We start from the raw sequence: 17,251 nt of genomic DNA, 5'->3' as shown, positions 1-17,251 counted from the left end.
GGACGGCGCCCGGCCCCTGCCGGTGCGCCGCCCGCGATCCCGATCGGCGGCGGCGTCAGTGACCGCCGTGCGCGCCGGTGAAGGTGGCGCCGATCTCCGCCATCCGCTCGGCCGCGTAGCCGGGGTCGATCAACGCCTCGGGGGTGTGGAGTCCGGGCGGCACGGGGTCGCCGCGCAGGCCGAGCAGCCGCTCGACGCCGAGGGCGACGCCGAGCGCGGTCAGGGGGCGCTGCCCCTCCGGGTGGAGGAGGTAGCGGCTCGTCCTGAGTGGCGCGCCCGCGCGGTCCACGCCTTCGAGGTCGATCCTGATCTCCGCGGACGCGGGCCCGCCGCGCCGCCTGCCTGCCGACTCACCGATCGCGAACGCGAGGCGGACGTTGGGCGCGCCCGTCGCGAGGGCCAGGCTCGGCACGTCGAGGATGGGGACGATCTGGCCGGGCAGCACGGCGCCGTCGACGCTGGTGATCTCCACCTGCGCGTCGGGGCCGCTGACCCACTCGAAGACGCCGTCGCGGCGGACGGGCCCCGCCGAGGTGGCGGCCATCAGGCGGGCTATGTCCGCCACGGCCGCGGGCCCGCCGCTGTCCTGCTCGTCCAGTACGCCGCTGACCTCGATGGTGTCGAGCCGGTCGAACTCCCTGGCGAGGCCGAGCACCGCCAGGACGACGACTCCCGCGTACCAGTGGCTGGCCAGCAGGATCGGCGCCGCGCCGGCTCGCAGGCCGGCGGCGGCGACCTCGGGCCCGATGTCGACCAGGCCGTTGGAGATGCTGACGTACGGCAGGCCGCGGTCCTGTGCGTAGCGCAGTCCGTTCAGGTGGCTGTCCCACACTGCTGCCACGACCGCCGCGTAGCCGTCGGTCCGCTGGAGGCCGAGGCCGTCTCGCCCCACGTCGATGGTCACGGCGTTCGCGCCGCCGAGTTCGTCGGCGACTCGCTGGGCGCGGCCGAGATCGCGGCCTGCGATCGTCAGCGGCAGCTCCGGGTGCCACCGGCGCAGGAGCGCCGCGGTCTCCGCGCCCACCTGGCCGGACCCTCCCATGATCAGTACGGATGGTTCCACGGTGATGTCCTCCCACTAACCTACATTCTGTAAGTTACATTTTGTAGCTTAGGCTGGGAGATAAAACAAGGGAGGACGATGACCACGGGATCGACCCGCCTGTCCAAGCCCGCCAGGCGGGAGCAACTGCTCGACACCGCCATGACGATCGTGCGCGCCCACGGCACCGACAGCCTCACGCTGCTCAGCCTGGCGGAGGCCGCCGGAGTGAGCAGGCCCATCGTCTACGACCACTTCGGCACCCGCCCCGGCCTGCTGATCGCGCTCTACCGGCGGCTCGACGAGCGGCACCGGGCCGTCCTGGCGCAGGCCCTGCGTCACGCCCCGGCCGTCCCCCGTGAGATCGCCCGCGTCCTGAGCGCCGCCTACTTCGCCTGCGCCACCGACATGCCGGAGTGGACCGCCGTCTCGGCCGCGCTGAAGGGCAACCCGGAGGTGGAGGCGGTCGAGCGCGAGCTGCTCGACGGCTACACCGACCTGATGGCCACCGCCCTGCGGCCGTACGCCGGGCTCACCCAGGAGGCCCTCCGCCTGCGCTGCGCCGGCGCGCTGGGCGCGGCCGAGGCGATCGCCGCCGAGCTGAACCGGGGGCGGGCCACCGCCGCCGAGGCCGTCGCGGCGCTGACCGACCTGATCCTCGGCGGCATCGACACCGGAGCCCGGGACTGACACCGTCGCGGGCCGCTGGGTGGTGGTGCTGGAGAGGGGGAGGGAAGGGGAGGGGCACGGGAGGGCTGGAGATCATCACCGTGGGGCGGACGCGTCCGGACACGGCGGTCCCGGACGCCTGTGGACGAGCTGTCAGGACGGCGCAGGAGGTGCCGGCAGGTCCGGCAAGTCCGGCGGGTCCGGCGGATCCGGCAGGCCCGGCGGGTCCGGCGGGTCCGGCGGGTCCGGCAGGTCCGGCAGGTCCGGCGGCAGGATCGGGAGGTCCGCCCGTGCCGAGGCGGTGCCCCCGGCTCCAGGGGTTCGCGCGCGAGGCGCAGTGCCCGGTGCAGGCCGATGCCGCCGCCGCGACGACCTAGGAGGCTCGCTCCTCGCGGGCCTGCGGCCTGGCCCGTACGTGCATGCGCTCGCCCTGCCGCCCGAACAGGTTGAGGACCTCCACCGGAGAGTCGCCGGCGGAGCCGAACCAGTGCGGCAGGCGCGTGTCGAACTCGGCGGCCTCGCCCGGCCCCAGGACCAGGTCGTGACCGGCCACGACGAGCCGCACCCGCCCCGACAGGACGTACATCCACTCGTAGCCTTCGTGCGTGCACGGCTGCGGCCGGCACTGCTCGGCGGGGATGATCGACTTCCATGCCTGCAGGGGCCCCGGCTGGGTGGTCAGGGGGATCACCGTGCGCCCGTTGCGGACCAGGGGCTTGCACCGGATACGCGGGTCGCCGGTCTCCGGCGCGCCGACCAGCTCGTCCAGCGACACCTGGTGCGCCTGCGCGATCGGCAGCAGGAGCTCCAGGCTGGGCCGGCGCTGGCCCGACTCCAGCCGGGAGAGCGTGCTCTTGGAGATGCCGGTGGCCTCTGCCAGAGCCGACAGGCTCACCCCGCGCCGGGTGCGCAGGCTCCGGAGCCGGGGGCCGACCTGTTCCAGCGTCCGGGCCGTCGCGGACTGTCGCTCGGGGGTTCGCGGCTCCATGGTTCCCGTCCTGTCCGTGTCGTTCGAGGGGCTGCTCGCCTCCACTGTCCCAGAAACGGCAACAGAAGTTGTCAATCCTGGCTTCCCCTCGCAGCATCGGCCCCGGAGGTGATCGCCATGATCAAAACAATGAACACGAACGGCAAGCTGCCCCTGGGGGTCTATCTGCTGGCGTTGAGCCTGTTCGCGATGGGCAGCGCGGAGTTCCTGCTCGCGGGCGTCCTGCCGGCCATCGCCGGCGACCTGAAGATCACGCTGTCCTCCGCCGGGGCGCTGATCTCGGCCTTCGCCGCCGCCGTGGTCGCCGGCGGCCCGCCCCTGGCCATCGTGACCCTGCGCTGGCCGCGGCGCACGACGCTGGTGGCCACGCAGGCGGTCTTCGCCGGCTGCGTGGTGATCGGCGTCCTGACCGACAGCTACGCGGTGCTCCTGCTCACGCGTTTCCTCTGCGGCCTCGCCTACGCCGGGTTCTGGGCGGTCGCGGCGGTCACCGCGGTCAGCCTGGTCCCGCCCGGCCGCGCCGCGCGCGCCTCGGGGGTCGTCGTCTCCGGCCTCAGCCTCGCGATGGTGGCCGGAGGCCCGGCCGGCACGCTGATCAGCTACTTCACCGGGTGGCGGGGCGGCTTCTGGGCGGTGGCGGGCCTCACCGTCGTCGGCATGGTCCTGACGCTCGTGGCGCTGCCCGCCACGAGCGCGCGCGGCGGGACCGGCGTGCGGGACGAGCTCCGCGCCATGAGGCGGCCCCGGCTGTGGGTCGTCTACGCCGCCACTCTCCTGAGCACGGCCGCGTACATGATCACGTTCAACTACCTCGCGGCGTTCCTGACCGGGGTCACCCGGATCCCCGGGGTGTGGATCCCGGCGGTCCTGGCCCTGTTCGGCGTCGGAGCCTTCATCGGCCTGTCCATCGGGGGCCGGATCGCCGACCGGCTGCCCACGCGCGCGCTCCTGGCCGGCGCCCTGGGGATCCTGGCCGTCTCCGCCCTGCTCGGCGTCCTCGCCCGGCACGCGGCGGCCGTCGTCCCCCTGGTGCTGCTCCTGGGGGTCGCCGGATTCGTGCTGAACCCGGCGATCTACGGGCGGGTGTTCGCCATCGCGGGCCAGGCGCCCACCCTCGCCGGGGCCACCACCGTCTCCGCGTTCCAGCTCGGCATCAGCCTGGTCCCCGGGTTCGCCGGCGTCGTGCTCGACGCCGGCGCCGGGGTCGTCGCCATCCCGTGGCTCGGTGCCGGCCTGGCGGCGCTCACCACGGTGCCCGTCCTGCTCGACCGGTTCGCGTCCCGGCCGCGGTCCGGTGCCGCCGGACCGCCGCGCCTCACCCCTCGGGCGTCTCGACGAGAGGCGTGTCCACCAGGTGCTCGATGAGGAACCACGTCTGCAGCTCGTTCGTCCTGATGACCTGGGAGACCAGCAGGTCGTTGGTGCCGTCGTCCCCCATCTCCTGCGCCCGGGAGGCCGCGTCGTGGCAGGCGACCAGGATGGTCTCGTGCGCCTCGATCAGGCGGGAGAGCATCGCCGGCACCTCCTCGCAGCCGTTCGGCGGGCGCGGGATCACGGTGATCTCGGCGACGTGGCGCGGGTCGCCGACGGCCACGCCGCCGAGGGTCTGCACCCGCTCGGCGATGTCGTCCACGAGCTTCTCCTGCTCCTCGGCGTGCTTGTCCAGCAGCAGGTGGAGCTGGTAGAAGGTCGGCCCGCGCATCAGCCAGTGGTGCTTCTTGTAGAGGGCGTACAGGATCTGGGTGTCGGCCAGGATCTGGTTGAGCCGCTCGCACGAGTACATGCGGGCGTCCCGCGTCAGCCCGAGCGGGAACATCCGCACGGTGCCGAACTCCTGGATCTCCACACCGTTCACGTGCAGCCACGGCTGGCTGTTCGCCTTGGACCGCGTCGCCTTGGTGGATCGTTTGGTCGCCATGCGTGTTCTCCTCGGAATGGCGAATGGGCACAATCGCCATCAACCTCCCCGGCACCGCGCCAAGGGCCGCCGCGAACCTGCACAAGAGACGGTCAATCCTGCGCGCCGCCGTCGCGGCCGGCGGCATGCGATCATGCTGGAGCCCTCCCATCCCGGCGGGAGGGCGGCGAGGAGCGCGCATGGAGAACCGCGTACGGAGAACGGGGACCTCCCCGTGTCCTGGCCCGCGCCCCGCGGCGGTGAAGGGGTGAGCGCGCTGCGGGCCCTGCTGGCCGGCGTGGAGCGCGGCGAGCCGCCGCCCCCGGACGGCGGGCTGACGGTCGTGCCGCAATCGTCGCCGCGTGACCTGGGCGTCCTGGCGTTCACCGCCCATTCGGTGGTCTTCGCCGACCTGCCGCTGTCATGGGTGCGCGAGCGGCTGCCGCCCGGCGACCTGTCGGCCCCGCTCGGCCCGCCGTTCCTGCTGGCCCTGGCCGGGCGGACCGGGCGGAGCGCCGGGAGCCTGGACCTGCTCGCCCTGGCGGCCCCGCTCGCCGGGCCGCCGCCGCTCGCGCTGGAGGAGGTCACCGCGGCGGAGCATCCCCGGGTGAGGCGGGCGCTGCGCCACCGGGACGAGGTCCGCGCCTGGAGCTGCGAGGGCGGCCTGCTGACCGTGGGGCGGGGCGTGGGCGGGCGATGGGAGGCCGCGGTGGAGGTGGAGCCGGCGCACCGGGGCCGGGGGCTGGGCCGCCTGCTCGCCGCGGCCGCCCGCCACCTGGTCCCGCGGCCGGTGTGGGCGCAGGTCGCGCCGGGCAACGCGGCCAGCGTGCGGGCCCTGCTGGCGGCCGGGTACGTCCCGGTGGGCGCCGAGGTCCTGCTGTCCCGCGCGTGAGCCGCGAAACGGCGAAACGTGCCGGTGGGGACTTTGCCGGTCATTGGCCCACCGTTGGGCGAACCCGGTGTGGCGGAGCGCGAACGCATCAAGATCGCTACGTATAGTGATCAGCGATGTCACTTCGTGATCACAGGGGGGAATCATGAGACGCAGCCTCATCGCCGCTGGGGGCGCCATCATCGCGGCCACCGTCATGTTCGGGGGCGTCGCCTCGGCGGCGGGCGACCCGAATGACGAGTGGAACGACCAGTGGACCCATTCCTGGAGCAGCTGGGCGAATCGGACCCCGAACGACTGCGCCCTCGGCATGAACGACGACGGCACCTACCACCACGTCACCAAGCACGGAGTGTTCGCGGGCACGCGCGACGCGGACGCCTGCAAGGTCGGCCCCGAGGTCACCTACAAGAACGGCTCCCTGCACTACGGGCACCCTAGCGAGAACCCTCCGGGCGCCGGCGAGAGCTGACACCCTCTGACGAGGACCGGCCGTCCCGGCACCCGCCTCGGGTGCCGGGACGGCCGCGTCATGGGGGCGCTGCTACGCTTCAGGCCGTGAAGTCCGGCCCGCTGGGAGACCCACAAGGAGTCGCGCGTTGGTCGTCTACGCCGGTCAGGGTGACGCCCGCCGTTCGATGGCGCTGCTGTGGCGCGCCGGGCAGGAGCGCGAGGAGACCCGGCCGGGGCCCAAACCGGGGCTGAGCGTGGACGTGATCGTCGATGCCGCCATCGAGGTGGCCGACGCCGAGGGCATGGCGGCCCTGTCGATGCGCAAGGTCGGCGAGCGGCTGGGCCGCACCGGCATGGCGCTCTACACGTACGTGCCGAGCAAGGGCGAGCTGGTCGACCTCATGTACGACCGGGCCATGGCCGAGCTGCCGGCCGAGTACGACCTGAGCGGCGGCTGGCGGCCGGCCGTCACGGCGTGGGCCGAGCGGACCCGCGCCTTCTACCTGCGCCATCCGTGGATCCTCCAGGTGTCGCAGGCACGCCCGGTGCTGGGCCCCAACGAGTTCGCGGCCCTGGAGAGCCTGCTCGGCATCCTGCGCGCGACCGGGCTGCGCCCGGCCCGGGTGCGGGGCGTGGTGGCGCTGCTGTACGACTTCGTGCGCGGCGCGGCCAGGACGGTCGCCGAGTCGCGCCAGGCCCCGTCGGAGACCGGCGTGTCGGACGAGGAGTGGTGGCGGGCCCGCGCGTCGCTGATGGCGGAGGTGGCGCCCGGGTTCGCCGAGCGCTACCCCCTGGCGCGCTGGGTGGAGTCGGAGGACGACGACCAAGCCCCCGGCGAGCCGTTCCTGGAGCACCGGGTGCGCGAGGCGTTCCGCACGGGCCTGGACGTGCTGCTCGACGGCATCGAGGCGGCCGTACGCGCCGCCCGCCCCTGACGGCCCGCCCCTGACCGGCCGCGCGGTGGGCTGCGGGGACGCCGTCAGGTCCGGCGGTCCTCCAGGAACTCCAGGACGGGGCGGGTCTGGGGCGGGAGCAGGTGCCCGGCCTCGGGCAGCAGCCGCACGTCGGCCCCGGGCAGGACGCGGGCCAGGCGGCGGCGGGTGCCGTGGGAGTCGAGCATCGCGTCCCGGCCGCCGGCGATCACCAGCAGCGGTGCGGTCACGCGGCGCAGGGCGTCGTCCGGCAGGAGCGGCACCTTGCCCCGCCGGGGCCGGAAGCCGCGATGGATGAGCGTGGTCAGCTCGGCGAGCGGGCCGCCGGCCATGCCGCGCACCTCGGCTCCGAGCAGGCGGCGCAGGGCGCGGCGGCGGCCGGCGTCCCCCATGAGCAACAGCGGCAGGACGCCGAGCAGGGGCAGGGACCGCTGCGGGCCGATGCCGCTGGGGCAGAGCAGGGCCACGCGCGCGGTCCGCTCCGGCCGCCGGGCGGCGTAGTCGAGCGCGATGCGGCCGCCGAGCGAGAGGCCGACGAACGAGACCCGCTCCCCCGGCCCGGCCCCGAGCCCGTCGAGGACGTCGTCGAGCCATCCGGCGTACGCGTCGCCGTCCAGGGGCGGGCGCGCGGGCGCGCTCAGCCCCGGCTCCCCGACCAGGTCCACCGCGTACACCCGCAGCCGCCGCGACCAGGCCGCCACGTCGCCCAGCCACATGGCGCTGGTGGCCGCCGAGCCGTGCAGGAGCAGCACGGCGGGCGCGTCCCGCGGCCCGGACGCCAGCACGAACGTCTCCCCCAGCCGGGTCGGCACGCGCAGCCGCTCGGCGGGCACCGGCCAGCGCTCCAGCACCTCCAGGTAGCACCGCTCGATGGCCAGCGCGGCCTCGCGCGAGCGGTGGATCGGGCGGTCCGGGCGGCTCGGGTGGCCCGGGTGGCCCGGACGGCCCGGGCGGCTCAGACGGCCCGGGCGGCTCAGACGGCCCGGGCGGCTCGGACGGCTCGGGTGGCTCGGGGGCGTCACGGCCGCACCAGCGCGTCCACGACGCGCAGCACCTGGGCGGCGGGCTCCAGCTCGCCGAGCACGACGATCGTGAGGCGGGCGCGCTCCTCGTCGTAGGAGAACTGCGCCCGCACGCCGCTCGGCCGGCCGGACAGGGCGCCGGTGACCGTCGTGGTCAGGCGGTCCGTCTCGGCCCTGCCGACCCCGTCGAGCTGGACGACGGCCGACACCTCGGCGCGCCGGGGGCGCGGCTCCTCGGGGACCGGCAGCCCGGCGAAGGCGGCCAGGTCGTCCTTGGCGATCCGGTAGCGCCTGCCGACCCGCACGGCCGGCAGCCGCCCGTCGCGCACGTAGGCGCGCACGGTCTTGACGTGCAGGCCCAGCAAGCCGGCCGCCTGCTCCACGGTGTAATACTCCATAACATTCCCTATCGTACGCCATTAAAGGGAGCGAAAGGGAAGAACAAGCGCCTTCAGGGCCATGCTTCAAGCGCGACGCAAGTGATCGGCAATCCGGGCTCACTAGTGTCACCGGCCATGATCCGCCTCAGCCCCCGCCTCGGCCCCCTCACGCCGCGCCAGCGCTGGCGCCGCGCCCGGCTCCAGGCCTACTCCTGGTCCCTCACCGGCGCCTACCGGCTGGGCGCGCTGCACCCCGCCGTCTGGCGGTTCGTGGCGCGCGGCTACCACCCGGCGCTGGACCGGGTGGCCGCCAGGCACGCCCGGCTGGCCTGCCAGTTCGCCGCCGTGGACGTGCCCGCCTACCGGCACTTCCTGCGCGCGAACGGCGCCGAGCACGCCCGGCGGCTGGCGGACTTCCCCGAGACCACCAAGCACAACTACGCCGCCCTCTACGACGAGGAGAGCCGCTGCCAGGAGGGCCGGATGCACCGGCCGGGCGTGATCGTGGACGAGTCGTCCGGGTCGAGCGGCAAGCCGTACAACTGGGTGCGCGGGCCGCGCGAGCTCAAGGGCGTCCACCGCAACGCGGCCGGCTACATCGAGCTGGTCTTCCCCGGCGAGCGGCTGTTCGTGATCAACGCGTACTCGATGGGCGCCTGGGCCACCGGCACCACCACCGGCGCGGCCATGGCCCGCATCGCGATGGTCAAGAACACCGGCCCCGACCTGGAGAAGATCGCCGACACGCTGGAGCACTTCGGGCCGGGCTACGACTACGTGGTGTCGGCGTACCCGCCGTTCCTCAAGCACCTGCGCGACCACCTCGACGAGCGCGGCTTCCCCTGGCACGACTACCGGATCAGGGGCCTGGTCGGCGGCGAGGGCATGACCGAGGCGCTGCGCGACTACCTGGAGGAGCGCTTCGAGGAGGTGCGCTCCGGCTACGGCGCGAGCGACCTGACGATCGGGATGGGCGCGGAGAGCGGGTTCAGCGTGTGGCTGCGCAAGCGGCTGGCCGCCGACCGGGAGCTGCGCGAGCGGCTGCTGGGGCCGGGCGAGGAACGGCTGCCGATGATCTTCCACTACAACCCGCTGGAGACGTTCCTGGAGGTCAACGCGGCCGGCGAGCTGCTGTGCACGATCAACACCAAGACCTGCCTGCAGCCCAAGCTGCGCTACAACGTCGGCGACGAGGCCGCGCTGCGCACGCTCGCCGAGGTGCGCGCCGCCCTGGGCGCCGAGGAGTACGAGCGCGCCTGGACCGACGAGCGGCTGAACCTGCCGCTGCTGTTCCTGTTCGGCCGTAAGGACTCGACGATCTCCTACATGGGCGCCCACCTGTACCCGCAGGACGTCGAGTACGGCCTCTACCAGGGCAACCCGTACGCCGCCGCGATCAGCCGGTTCTGCCTGTCGCTGGAGGAGCTGCCGGGCCTGGAGTACCGCCCGGTGGTCAACCTGGAGGTACGCGGCGGGATGGACGGCGAGGCCGAGCGCGCGGAGCTGGCCGACCTGTGCCGCAAGGGCGTGCTGGCCCACCTGAGTGCCGTCTCGCGCGACTTCGCCGAGTCGGTGCGCGAGGACCCGACCGCCGCCGACCTGCGGGTGCGGGTGTTCGGCCCGGGCGAGGGCCCGTTCGCCGGGCGTACCGAGCTGAAGAACGTCTACCTGGTGAAGGACGCATGAGAACCACCGATTTCAGCAGGACGCCGCCGCAGGGGCAGGCGACGGCGATGTTCGTCGGGGCGACCCGGTACCGGGGGCCGCTGTCGATCCTCGTCCTCACCTTCACCTGGTTCCGGATGGTGCGCGACATGAAGCGGATGCGCGGCTACCGGTGGCACAAGGTCTACTGGGAGTTCCCGTACACGCTGGGCACGCTGGCGTTCTTCGAGGACCGCGACGCGCTGCTGCGCTTCGCCCGCACCCGGCACCACCGCCGGCTGATGCGGTGGGTGACCGACGGCACCAGGCACGCCACCGGCGGCTACATCCGCCTCTACAACGCCGAGCCCGAGGGGTACAGCAACGGCGTGTGGCGGGCCGAGGGCGGCCCGATGGCCCACATCGAGACGTTCACGCCGCTGTCGTCGGAGAGCGGCGAGGGACCGCGGGTGAACCGCGCATGAGCGCCCTGGAACGGGTGCGCGGCCGCCGCGACCTGCGCGACTTCCTGTCCCTCACCGACCGCCTGCACGGCGCCGGCTCGGGCTACGTCCCGCCGCTGCACGCCCAGGTCCGCACGTGGCTGCGCCAGGGCGTGGCCCTGTACGTGCTGCGCAGGGCCGGCCGCGTGGTCGCCCGCACCACGCTGCACACCGACGCCGCCCTGGACGCCAGGCTGGGCGCCCGGCTGCAGCTCTTCGGCCTGACCGAGTTCGCCGAGGACGCGGCCGGCGAGCTGTTCGAGGCGATCTGCGCGGCGGGCCGGGCGGCGGGCCGGCAGGTCGCCTTCGGCCCGGTCGCCCTGCTGCCGAACCAGGCGGGCGGCGTCATCACCTCCGGCTTCGCCGAGCGCGGCTTCATCGACAGCGCCTGGAACCCAGAGCGCTACCCGGCCGCGTACGAGGCGCACGGCTTCACCCGCCGCTTCGAGTCCGACACCTGGATCTGCCCGGTGCCGCGGCGGGGCCCGGTGTTCGCCTTCGACGAGGCGCGGATGGCGGCCGAGGAGCTGCGGGTGCACCGCGGCGACCGCCGGCGGATCCGGGAGCAGCTGCCGATCCTGCGCGCGATGCTGAACGCCGCCTTCGCGCGGCTCGGCTACTACACCGAGATCTCCGCCGAGCAGCTGGCCGCGCAGACCGACGGCCTGGCGTACCTGCTGGACGAGGACCTGCTGCTGTACCTGACCAAGGCGGGGCGCCCGATCGCGTTCATCCTGTGCCTGCCCGACATCTCCGAGTTCGTCATGCGCGTCCGGGGCGACCTGCACCCGCTCAACCAGCTCCGCCTCCTGGCCACCCGCTCCCGCCACCGCCGCGAGGCCGTCCTCGTGGTCAAGGGCACGGTCCCGGACGAGCAGGGACGCGGCTACATGCGGCTGCTCTCCCGCGAGCTGCTGGCGGGGCTGCGCCGCGGCGGCTACCACACGCTGCGCAGCACCTACGTGGAACGCACCAACCCCGGCTCGGCCGCCCAGTACGTCGCCATGGGCGGCCGCCCCCTCCACGGCTACACCTTCTACGCCAAGGACCTCACGACGTGAACGAGCTGCGGGCGCTGGAGCCCGACTTCTGGCGCGCGCCCAGCGCGCACAACACCCAGCCGTGGACGCTGACGTACGAGGACGGCGACCAGGCGGCCGTCGGCTGGGACCCGTCCAGGGCGCTGCCGGTCAGCGACCCCACCGGCCGCGACCTGCGGCTGAGCCTGGGCGCGTTCGTGGAGTGCTGCCTGATCGTCTGCGCCTCGGCGGGCCTGCCCGTCGCCTTCACCCCGGACCCCGGCCCCCTGCGCGTCGGCTACCTGCACCGGGCGCGCGAGCCGTACGCGACGCCCTTCACCACGGCCGACGTGCGCGCCCGCGGCGCCAACCGCGGCGACTACCACCCGGGCCGGCTCCCCGCCGACCTGGCCGGCCGGCTGACCGGCATGCGCCGCGTGGCCTGCCGCGACCTGGCGGACCTGCTGCACGCCGCCGACCTGCACCAGTTCGGCTCCCGGGAGGTGACCCGCGAGCTGCGCTCCTGGCTGCGGCTGACCCGCCGCCACCGCCGCTACCTCCTGGACGGCCTGAGCGACCGCGCCCTGTTCCTGACCCGGCTGGAGGCCCTGGTCCTGCGTGCCTCCCTGGCGTTGTACCCGGCGCTGCGCCCGCTCGGCCTGCCCCGCCTGCTGGCCGGCGCCTCCCGCGGGCTGCTGGACTACGACGGCGACGTGCTGGTGCTGGTGGGCCCGGCGGGCGACGAGCTCGACCAGGGCCGCCTCCTGCTGCGCCACTGGCTCACGCTCTCCGCCGCCGGCTACACCCTGCACCCCCTGAGCCAGATCATCGACCACGACGGGACGCGTCGGGTGCTCGCCGGCCGCCTGGACGTCCCGGACCCGTCCTGCCTGCTCCACGTCGCCCGCGTCGGCCGCCCCAAGGCCCCCGCCCCGCCCTCGTGCCGGGTGAAGGACCCGCCCGGGTGACGCGCGGGACCGTCGAAGGCGGGCCGAGAAGGCGGGCCGTCAGAAGGCGGGGCCGTCCTCCGCCCCGCAGGCGGCGCGGACCTCGGCGAGGAGCGCGGCCGCGTCGTCGAGCGTACGGGTGATCTCCTCCGGGGTCCGGCCGACCCCGGCGAGCAGCGCCTGGGCCCGCTCGGCGAAACCGCCGGGGGCCACGGGCAGCCGGCCGGCCGAGGCGACCATGCCCTTCTCGTTGACCAGCCAGGCGCCGGCTGCGGCGTGCAGGGCCTGGCAGGCCACGCCGATCGCGCGGAACAGGGCGCCCGCCGCGTACGCCGGATCGGCGCCCGCCGCGCCGTAACGGGCGGTCATGAGGCTGAAGTCGCCCTCCCACAGGCCCCCGACCAGCGCCTCCCGCAGGGCCGGCGGGTAACCGGCGTCCAGCTCCCGCCGCAGCGCGGCCAGCTCCCCGCCGGGGTCGGCGAGGACGCGGCACAGGGCCACCTCGCCCGCGTAGGCGTGCGAGTAGAAACCCAGGGGGTGGCCCGCCTGCGTGCCGACCTCGTAGCGGCCCTCCCGGCAGCCGTCCCAGACGCGGCGGACGCGGTCGAGGTCGCGGTAGATCCAGTCGACCCGCCACCCGTCCACGGTCAGCCAGCCGCCGCCGTCCACCCAGGGGCCCCAGCCGCCGGGCTCGGTCACCTCCGTGGGCTCGCCGGTCAGCTCGCGGGCCAGCGCCCGCAGGCGGCCGGTGTCGGGCCGGCCGCGGTAGTAGAGGCCGAGGTCGATGTCGGAGTCGGGCCGGTGGGTGCCCCGGGCGCGGCTGCCGCCCAGGGCCACGGCCACCACGCCGGGCACCCCGGCCAGCCGGTCGGCGATGGCGCGCAGTTCCTCGTCCCGCATGCGGCCGAGCCTAGCGCGCCGGTGATCTCCGCTGCCCCGGTGATCCCCGCCGGGCCCGTGATCCCCGCCGGGCCCGTGATCCCCGTCAGCCCCGTTCCCGCACGCGAGCGATCTCCAGCGGAGGTCCCGGCCCCTACCCCGGTCACCCGGCCGTCACCAGGGCAGCGGGCCCTCCGCGCTGAAGAACCCGGCGGTCGGGCCGTCCGGGCCGAGGGTGGCCAGGCGTACCACGACCGCGGCGCCCTGCGCGGGGGTGAGGTGGCCGGTGTGGTTGTTGCTGTCGGTGTCGACGTAGCCGGGGGCGGGGGCGGCGGCGTTGACGAGGATGCCGTCCTTGCGCAGCTCGTTGGCGTCCTGCACGGTCAGCGCATTCAGCCGGACTTCGCACGGGTTCGTGATTCCCGCGCCGATGACTGACGGTTGCGGGGTGAGCCACGAGGACCACCAGGGTGGGACGCAGTCACCTGGATCCCGCCGCTCCGGCCGTCCGGATCACTCGCCTACGGCCTCCGCCTGGGCGAGGGGGTTGCCGGGGAAGGCGGCGAAGGGGGTGGTGGTGAAGCCCTGCCAGTGCATCTCCATGGGGGCGCGGTCCTCGGGACGGGGGACGTGGTGAAAGGAGACCGCCACCCAGGACACCACGTCGGACAGGGGCTGGTGGTCGGAGACGAACTGCGGGACTGTGGCGGAGGGGCAGCCCGCGAGCAGGTTGTCGGAGGCGTAGAGCTCGCACGGGTTGTGTTGCGAGAACGCCGTGTCGTAGCCGTGGCCTGCGGTGGTGTCGTTGAAGATCGTGTAGGAGATCCGGTGGCCGTCGGGATTGCGGTGCGGGCCGAGCACCTGCCAGAAGCGGCGCGGCGCGGCGCGCCGGGTGGTCTCGTGGGTGAGGGGGGACCAGGAACCGGTGACGATCGGGGCCTTCGGGCCGGTCCGGCCGGTGAATGCGGCGTTGTACTCCTGGACGGTCTGGGGGCCGCCCAGGTCCCAATGGATGCGCCAGACCGCGTTGTGGCTGTGGCTCACCGCCCCGCCGGCGGCCGATGAACCCCATTTCGGGTCGGTGGAGTAGTCCTTGGGGGACAGGACGCCGGTCGCGCCCAGGCGCGGGGTGATGGCACCGTTGTCGGCGAAACTGTAGACGGTGAGGTATTCGTACCAGCCGACGATCGACAGGGTGCTCAGGTCGAAGCTGTGCCCGCGTGAAGCGGCGTCCCGTCCGCGGTAGCTGCTGCGCCGTCCCAGCCCGGTGTCGCGTTCCTCGGCGCACAGCACCGCGCGGGTCTCGGCACCGCCGACGGTGCCGGTCCCGTAGTTCGGGATGCTCGCGTCGATCCGCTGGCCCGCGCAGTCCACCGCGGACCGGGTGATCATGCTGCGTCCGCCGAACCCGGCCTCCGTGATGTCCCTCGTGGTGTCCAACCCGGTGTCGTAGGGGACCTCGAGCTGGCCGAGCGCCAGTTCCTTCATGACCGGCAGCGGCTTGCGGCCGGGTGCGAGGTAACGGATCCGGCTGAGCACGAGCCCCGCGTGCGGGTCGATCCGCCAGCACATCTGCCAGGCGCCGCCGGCGGCGAACCGGTGACTGATGGGGGTGCCGCCGGCAGCGCAGGCCCCGGGGGCGGGCAGCCCGGCCGAGGTCGCTACGCGGGCGGTGGGGGGCGCCGGCGCGTCCTGGTGGTCGTCCCGGATCGCCACGCCGACACCGGTCACGCCGATGAACAGCGCCGCCACCGCGGCGGACGAGACGATGACGGCACGCTTGCGCTGCACGGCATCCACCCCTTTCGTAGGAACCAGGCGTCATCCGGCGGCGGGGGTGTCACGGCCGGCCGTGGCACCCCCGCCGAGGTGGAGGGGGATTACTCACAGTCGGAGATGGTCACCGAGCCCGAGGACACGCCCAGGTCGAGCCGGACCGCGACCGTGGCCTTCAGGAAGTTGATCGACACGGCCGAGGTGAACCGCGCGCTCGGCAGCCGGACCCCGGTCGGCAGGACGCACGTCCGGGGCTCCTGGTGGTTGATCTCGACGGAGAGCACCTGGTTGGCCATCCGGAAGACCGGCAACAGCATGTCGGTGATGGTGGAGGTGAACCCGAGCTTGATCCTGAGCAGCAGCTCGACGATGTTCTCGCCGTCGCCGGCCAGGTGCTCGGCGACTGCCGCACGAGCGGGAACGCGGGCGGCGCCGTTCGGCCGGCCGTCTCGTGAGGTGGCGAGGAGCAGGTCGGAGACGGGCTTGAAGGCCTTGCCGACCATGCGCTGGTTCTCGGTCAGGGTGGTGAGCATGGCCGCGGCCATCGGTGCGGCCGCACCGGTGCTGGCGTTCACCGGTCGCGGCATGGAGCCGTCGATGGCCTGCCGCAGGGTGAAGCTCCAGGTGACGTCCAGCTTCCCGCCCATGCCGCCCATGCCGACCGGGCCGGCCCAGCGCAGGGTGAGCTTCACCGCGTCCAGCGAGTTGCCGATCGTGCCCAGGGCGAGGTCGGCGGCGTCCTTCATGACGTCGTGGACCGCCTGGCTGATCAGGTGGTAGTCCTTGGAGTTGATCAGCTCGGTGTTGGCCGGTTTGTCGTTCAGTCCGCCGACGAGCTGGTCGAGGTGGACGGTCACCGTGCCGGTGGAGAAGTCGATCGTGACGACCTTGTTGTGCGAGGTCAGCGGCCTGGCGAGCAGCGCCCCGAAGATCTTGTCCCGGGTGTTCGACTGCACGGCCAACGTAGGGGACGGCACGCCGAACGGGGTCAGCAGGGCCTTCAGCGGGGCGAGGTCGGCCTTCTGGTTGACGGTCTTCTCGATGTGCCGGTCGACGGCGCCGAGGGCCTGGTAGAGCTGGCTCGCGGCGTCCTTCACCGCCGGGGAGTGGATGAGCAGGCTCGCCTGGCCGACCCGGTACTTGGCCGGCTGGAGCTTGCCGTTGACGAATGTCGTCTGGGACGAGAACGCCCCGATACGCAGGGTCACGTCGTCGACCAGGCTCTGCGGCACCAGCGCGGCGCCGCCGAGGGCCAGCAGGTTCACCGAGAGCGGGTCGGCCGGGTCGGCGGCCTTGCCCAGCGTTCCGGCGGCCGCGTCGGTGTCGGCCGGCCCGGACGCGGCGGAGCGGCTGCTGACCGTCGATGCGAGACCGCCGAGGTTCAGGATGTCGTTCAGCGGGACGTTGCCGCCGCCGATCGGGACCGATGTCGAGCCGAGCTGGGCGTCGGTCGCCGTGCCGGTGTTCGTGCCGGGGTCGTCCGGATAGGCCGCCGAGCTGCCGCCCAGCGTCAGCAGCGGCTTGCCTGCGGCGGAGAGGATCAATGGTGCCGCGGTCGCCGTGCTCTGCGGCGGCGAGGGGGCGGCGTGTGCGGTTCCCGTGGTCATGGCGACGCTCAGCAGCACGGCTGTCGTCGCGGCACGGGACTTCCAGAACCTAGACATGGGGTCCCTTTCGGCCGGAGATGGTCTTCGAGTGATCCATCCCATCGATGCATGCCTAGCGTATTTGTGTGATTACAGTGAGTGACGTGGCGTATGGGTGAGGAATTGCTGGCCGTACGACACAGAATTTTCGTTACCTGTCACACATGACGCTGTTGACCTGCACCTGCCCAGTTCATTACTTCACCGGCGAAGCCGACTCGGTAGCGTTATTTGCCGCGTCCAGCCCGGGAGGTGCGCCATGCCAGCCGCCACCTCCCCCGGCACGCCCCGCCCCGCCGACGACGACCGGGCCACCGTCGCCGGCGCCGTCGAGCGCTTCCTGGCCTCCTTGCACACCGTCACCACCCGCGACAGCTACGCCAAGACCCTCACGCGTCTGACCGCTCTGGCCGGAGACCGGCCCGCCGCCGACCTCGCGCCCGAGGACTACGCCGCGGTCATGGATCGCTGGTCGGGTGCGGCGGCGGCTACCTGGAACCGGCATCTGTCGGCGCTGGTCTCTTTCACCACCTGGGCTCAGCGTCAGGACCTGCTGGCCACC

General features: G+C 73.6%; 19 protein-coding genes. 10 read left to right on the top strand and 9 right to left on the bottom strand.

The features are described from left to right. Positions 1-55 precede the first annotated feature (55 nt). Positions 56-1,063, bottom strand: coding sequence for a hypothetical protein (locus tag AB0H75_RS17560; protein ID WP_367797196.1), 1,008 nt, complete (start codon positions 1,061-1,063; stop codon positions 56-58). A 78-nt stretch (positions 1,064-1,141) separates the two neighbouring features. On the opposite strand from AB0H75_RS17560, the gene AB0H75_RS17555 reads away from it, so the two are divergent. Further along, on the top strand, positions 1,142-1,732 hold the full coding sequence (locus AB0H75_RS17555; RefSeq protein ID WP_367797195.1) for a TetR/AcrR family transcriptional regulator: 591 nt from the start codon (positions 1,142-1,144) through the stop codon (positions 1,730-1,732). A gap of 352 nt (positions 1,733-2,084) precedes the next feature. Here AB0H75_RS17555 and AB0H75_RS17550 read toward each other — a convergent pair whose 3' ends face one another. Beyond that, positions 2,085-2,699 carry a helix-turn-helix domain-containing protein gene (locus AB0H75_RS17550; protein WP_367797189.1) on the bottom strand — a complete coding sequence of 205 codons (615 nt, stop codon included), beginning with the start codon at positions 2,697-2,699 and terminating at the stop codon, positions 2,085-2,087. Positions 2,700-2,816: 117 nt separating this feature from the next. On the opposite strand from AB0H75_RS17550, the gene AB0H75_RS17545 reads away from it, so the two are divergent. Beyond that, complete coding sequence (locus AB0H75_RS17545; protein WP_367797187.1) at positions 2,817-4,064, top strand: MFS transporter; 1,248 nt, start codon at positions 2,817-2,819, stop codon at positions 4,062-4,064. Here AB0H75_RS17545 and AB0H75_RS17540 read toward each other — a convergent pair. Then, entirely contained in the window at positions 4,015-4,617 is a 603-nt protein-coding gene (locus tag AB0H75_RS17540; protein WP_367797185.1) for a Dps family protein, read from the bottom strand. The genes AB0H75_RS17545 and AB0H75_RS17540 overlap by 50 nt on opposite strands. A 214-nt stretch (positions 4,618-4,831) precedes the next feature. Here AB0H75_RS17540 and AB0H75_RS17535 point away from each other — a divergent pair, with 214 nt between their 5' ends. The 3 genes from AB0H75_RS17535 to AB0H75_RS17525 all read left to right on the top strand — a co-directional run bounded on the left by AB0H75_RS17535 (position 4,832) and on the right by AB0H75_RS17525 (position 6,876). Further along, complete coding sequence (locus AB0H75_RS17535) at positions 4,832-5,488, top strand: N-acetyltransferase family protein (protein ID WP_367797183.1); 657 nt, start codon at positions 4,832-4,834, stop codon at positions 5,486-5,488. A 145-nt stretch (positions 5,489-5,633) separates the two neighbouring features. Further along, positions 5,634-5,960: a hypothetical protein gene (locus AB0H75_RS17530; protein WP_367797181.1), complete on the top strand. Its 327-nt coding sequence runs from the start codon at positions 5,634-5,636 to the stop codon at positions 5,958-5,960. Between the two features lie 127 nt (positions 5,961-6,087). Continuing rightward, positions 6,088-6,876: a TetR/AcrR family transcriptional regulator gene (locus AB0H75_RS17525; RefSeq protein WP_367797179.1), complete on the top strand. Its 789-nt coding sequence runs from the start codon at positions 6,088-6,090 to the stop codon at positions 6,874-6,876. Between the two features lie 44 nt (positions 6,877-6,920). Here the strand turns inward: AB0H75_RS17525 and AB0H75_RS17520 are convergent, their stop codons facing one another. Both AB0H75_RS17520 and AB0H75_RS17515 read right to left on the bottom strand, forming a co-directional pair. Next, positions 6,921-7,895, bottom strand: a complete 975-nt coding sequence (locus AB0H75_RS17520; RefSeq protein ID WP_367797177.1) for an alpha/beta fold hydrolase — start codon at positions 7,893-7,895, stop codon at positions 6,921-6,923. After that, positions 7,892-8,293 (bottom strand): helix-turn-helix domain-containing protein, encoded by a 402-nt coding sequence (locus tag AB0H75_RS17515; RefSeq protein ID WP_367797175.1) that lies wholly within the window; start codon positions 8,291-8,293, stop codon positions 7,892-7,894. The genes AB0H75_RS17520 and AB0H75_RS17515 overlap by 4 nt, the downstream gene beginning before the upstream one ends. 117 nt (positions 8,294-8,410) lie before the next feature. Here AB0H75_RS17515 and AB0H75_RS17510 point away from each other — a divergent pair, with 117 nt between their 5' ends. The 4 genes from AB0H75_RS17510 to AB0H75_RS17495 are packed head-to-tail and all read left to right on the top strand — an operon-like array spanning position 8,411 to position 12,409. Next, on the top strand, positions 8,411-9,961 hold the full coding sequence (locus tag AB0H75_RS17510; protein ID WP_367797173.1) for a phenylacetate--CoA ligase family protein: 1,551 nt from the start codon (positions 8,411-8,413) through the stop codon (positions 9,959-9,961). After that, positions 9,958-10,404 (top strand): DUF4188 domain-containing protein, encoded by a 447-nt coding sequence (locus AB0H75_RS17505; RefSeq protein WP_367797172.1) that lies wholly within the window; start codon positions 9,958-9,960, stop codon positions 10,402-10,404. Before AB0H75_RS17510 ends, AB0H75_RS17505 begins: the two co-directional genes overlap by 4 nt. Continuing rightward, complete coding sequence (locus tag AB0H75_RS17500) at positions 10,401-11,483, top strand: hypothetical protein (RefSeq protein WP_367797171.1); 1,083 nt, start codon at positions 10,401-10,403, stop codon at positions 11,481-11,483. Before AB0H75_RS17505 ends, AB0H75_RS17500 begins: the two co-directional genes overlap by 4 nt. Continuing rightward, positions 11,480-12,409, top strand: coding sequence for a hypothetical protein (locus AB0H75_RS17495; RefSeq protein WP_367797169.1), 930 nt, complete (start codon positions 11,480-11,482; stop codon positions 12,407-12,409). The genes AB0H75_RS17500 and AB0H75_RS17495 overlap by 4 nt, the downstream gene beginning before the upstream one ends. 39 nt (positions 12,410-12,448) lie before the next feature. On the opposite strand, the gene AB0H75_RS17490 is transcribed toward AB0H75_RS17495, so the two are convergent. The 4 genes from AB0H75_RS17490 to AB0H75_RS17475 all read right to left on the bottom strand — a co-directional run bounded on the left by AB0H75_RS17490 (position 12,449) and on the right by AB0H75_RS17475 (position 16,707). After that, positions 12,449-13,288 (bottom strand): nucleotidyltransferase domain-containing protein, encoded by an 840-nt coding sequence (locus AB0H75_RS17490; RefSeq protein ID WP_367797167.1) that lies wholly within the window; start codon positions 13,286-13,288, stop codon positions 12,449-12,451. Between the two features lie 153 nt (positions 13,289-13,441). Further along, positions 13,442-13,648, bottom strand: coding sequence for a hypothetical protein (locus AB0H75_RS17485; RefSeq protein ID WP_367797165.1), 207 nt, complete (start codon positions 13,646-13,648; stop codon positions 13,442-13,444). A 132-nt stretch (positions 13,649-13,780) separates the two neighbouring features. Next, a complete protein-coding gene (locus tag AB0H75_RS17480; protein WP_367797163.1) occupies positions 13,781-15,058 on the bottom strand; it encodes a hypothetical protein in 1,278 nt (425 codons plus the stop codon). A gap of 89 nt (positions 15,059-15,147) precedes the next feature. After that, on the bottom strand, positions 15,148-16,707 hold the full coding sequence (locus tag AB0H75_RS17475) for a choice-of-anchor G family protein (protein WP_367797161.1): 1,560 nt from the start codon (positions 16,705-16,707) through the stop codon (positions 15,148-15,150). A 241-nt stretch (positions 16,708-16,948) separates the two neighbouring features. Here AB0H75_RS17475 and AB0H75_RS17470 point away from each other — a divergent pair. Then, a partial coding sequence (locus AB0H75_RS17470) for a site-specific integrase (RefSeq protein WP_367797159.1) occupies positions 16,949-17,251 on the top strand: 303 nt, incomplete at its 3' end.

It is taken from the genome of Nonomuraea sp. NPDC050783, assembly GCF_040802095.1.
Classification (GTDB): domain Bacteria; phylum Actinomycetota; class Actinomycetes; order Streptosporangiales; family Streptosporangiaceae; genus Nonomuraea.
Note: the sequence above shows the minus strand (reverse complement) of the source record. Positions and strands in the feature narration are given on the sequence as shown.

Coding starts and splice junctions, on each gene's coding strand:
- AB0H75_RS17555 (WP_367797195.1), top strand. CDS start 1,142: ATGACCACGGGATCGACCCGCCTGTCCAAGCCCGCCAGGCGGGAGCAA.
- AB0H75_RS17550 (WP_367797189.1), bottom strand. CDS start 2,699: ATGGAGCCGCGAACCCCCGAGCGACAGTCCGCGACGGCCCGGACGCTG.
- AB0H75_RS17545 (WP_367797187.1), top strand. CDS start 2,817: ATGATCAAAACAATGAACACGAACGGCAAGCTGCCCCTGGGGGTCTAT.
- AB0H75_RS17540 (WP_367797185.1), bottom strand. CDS start 4,617: ATGGCGACCAAACGATCCACCAAGGCGACGCGGTCCAAGGCGAACAGC.
- AB0H75_RS17530 (WP_367797181.1), top strand. CDS start 5,634: ATGAGACGCAGCCTCATCGCCGCTGGGGGCGCCATCATCGCGGCCACC.
- AB0H75_RS17515 (WP_367797175.1), bottom strand. CDS start 8,293: ATGGAGTATTACACCGTGGAGCAGGCGGCCGGCTTGCTGGGCCTGCAC.
- AB0H75_RS17510 (WP_367797173.1), top strand. CDS start 8,411: ATGATCCGCCTCAGCCCCCGCCTCGGCCCCCTCACGCCGCGCCAGCGC.
- AB0H75_RS17505 (WP_367797172.1), top strand. CDS start 9,958: ATGAGAACCACCGATTTCAGCAGGACGCCGCCGCAGGGGCAGGCGACG.
- AB0H75_RS17500 (WP_367797171.1), top strand. CDS start 10,401: ATGAGCGCCCTGGAACGGGTGCGCGGCCGCCGCGACCTGCGCGACTTC.
- AB0H75_RS17490 (WP_367797167.1), bottom strand. CDS start 13,288: ATGCGGGACGAGGAACTGCGCGCCATCGCCGACCGGCTGGCCGGGGTG.
- AB0H75_RS17475 (WP_367797161.1), bottom strand. CDS start 16,707: ATGTCTAGGTTCTGGAAGTCCCGTGCCGCGACGACAGCCGTGCTGCTG.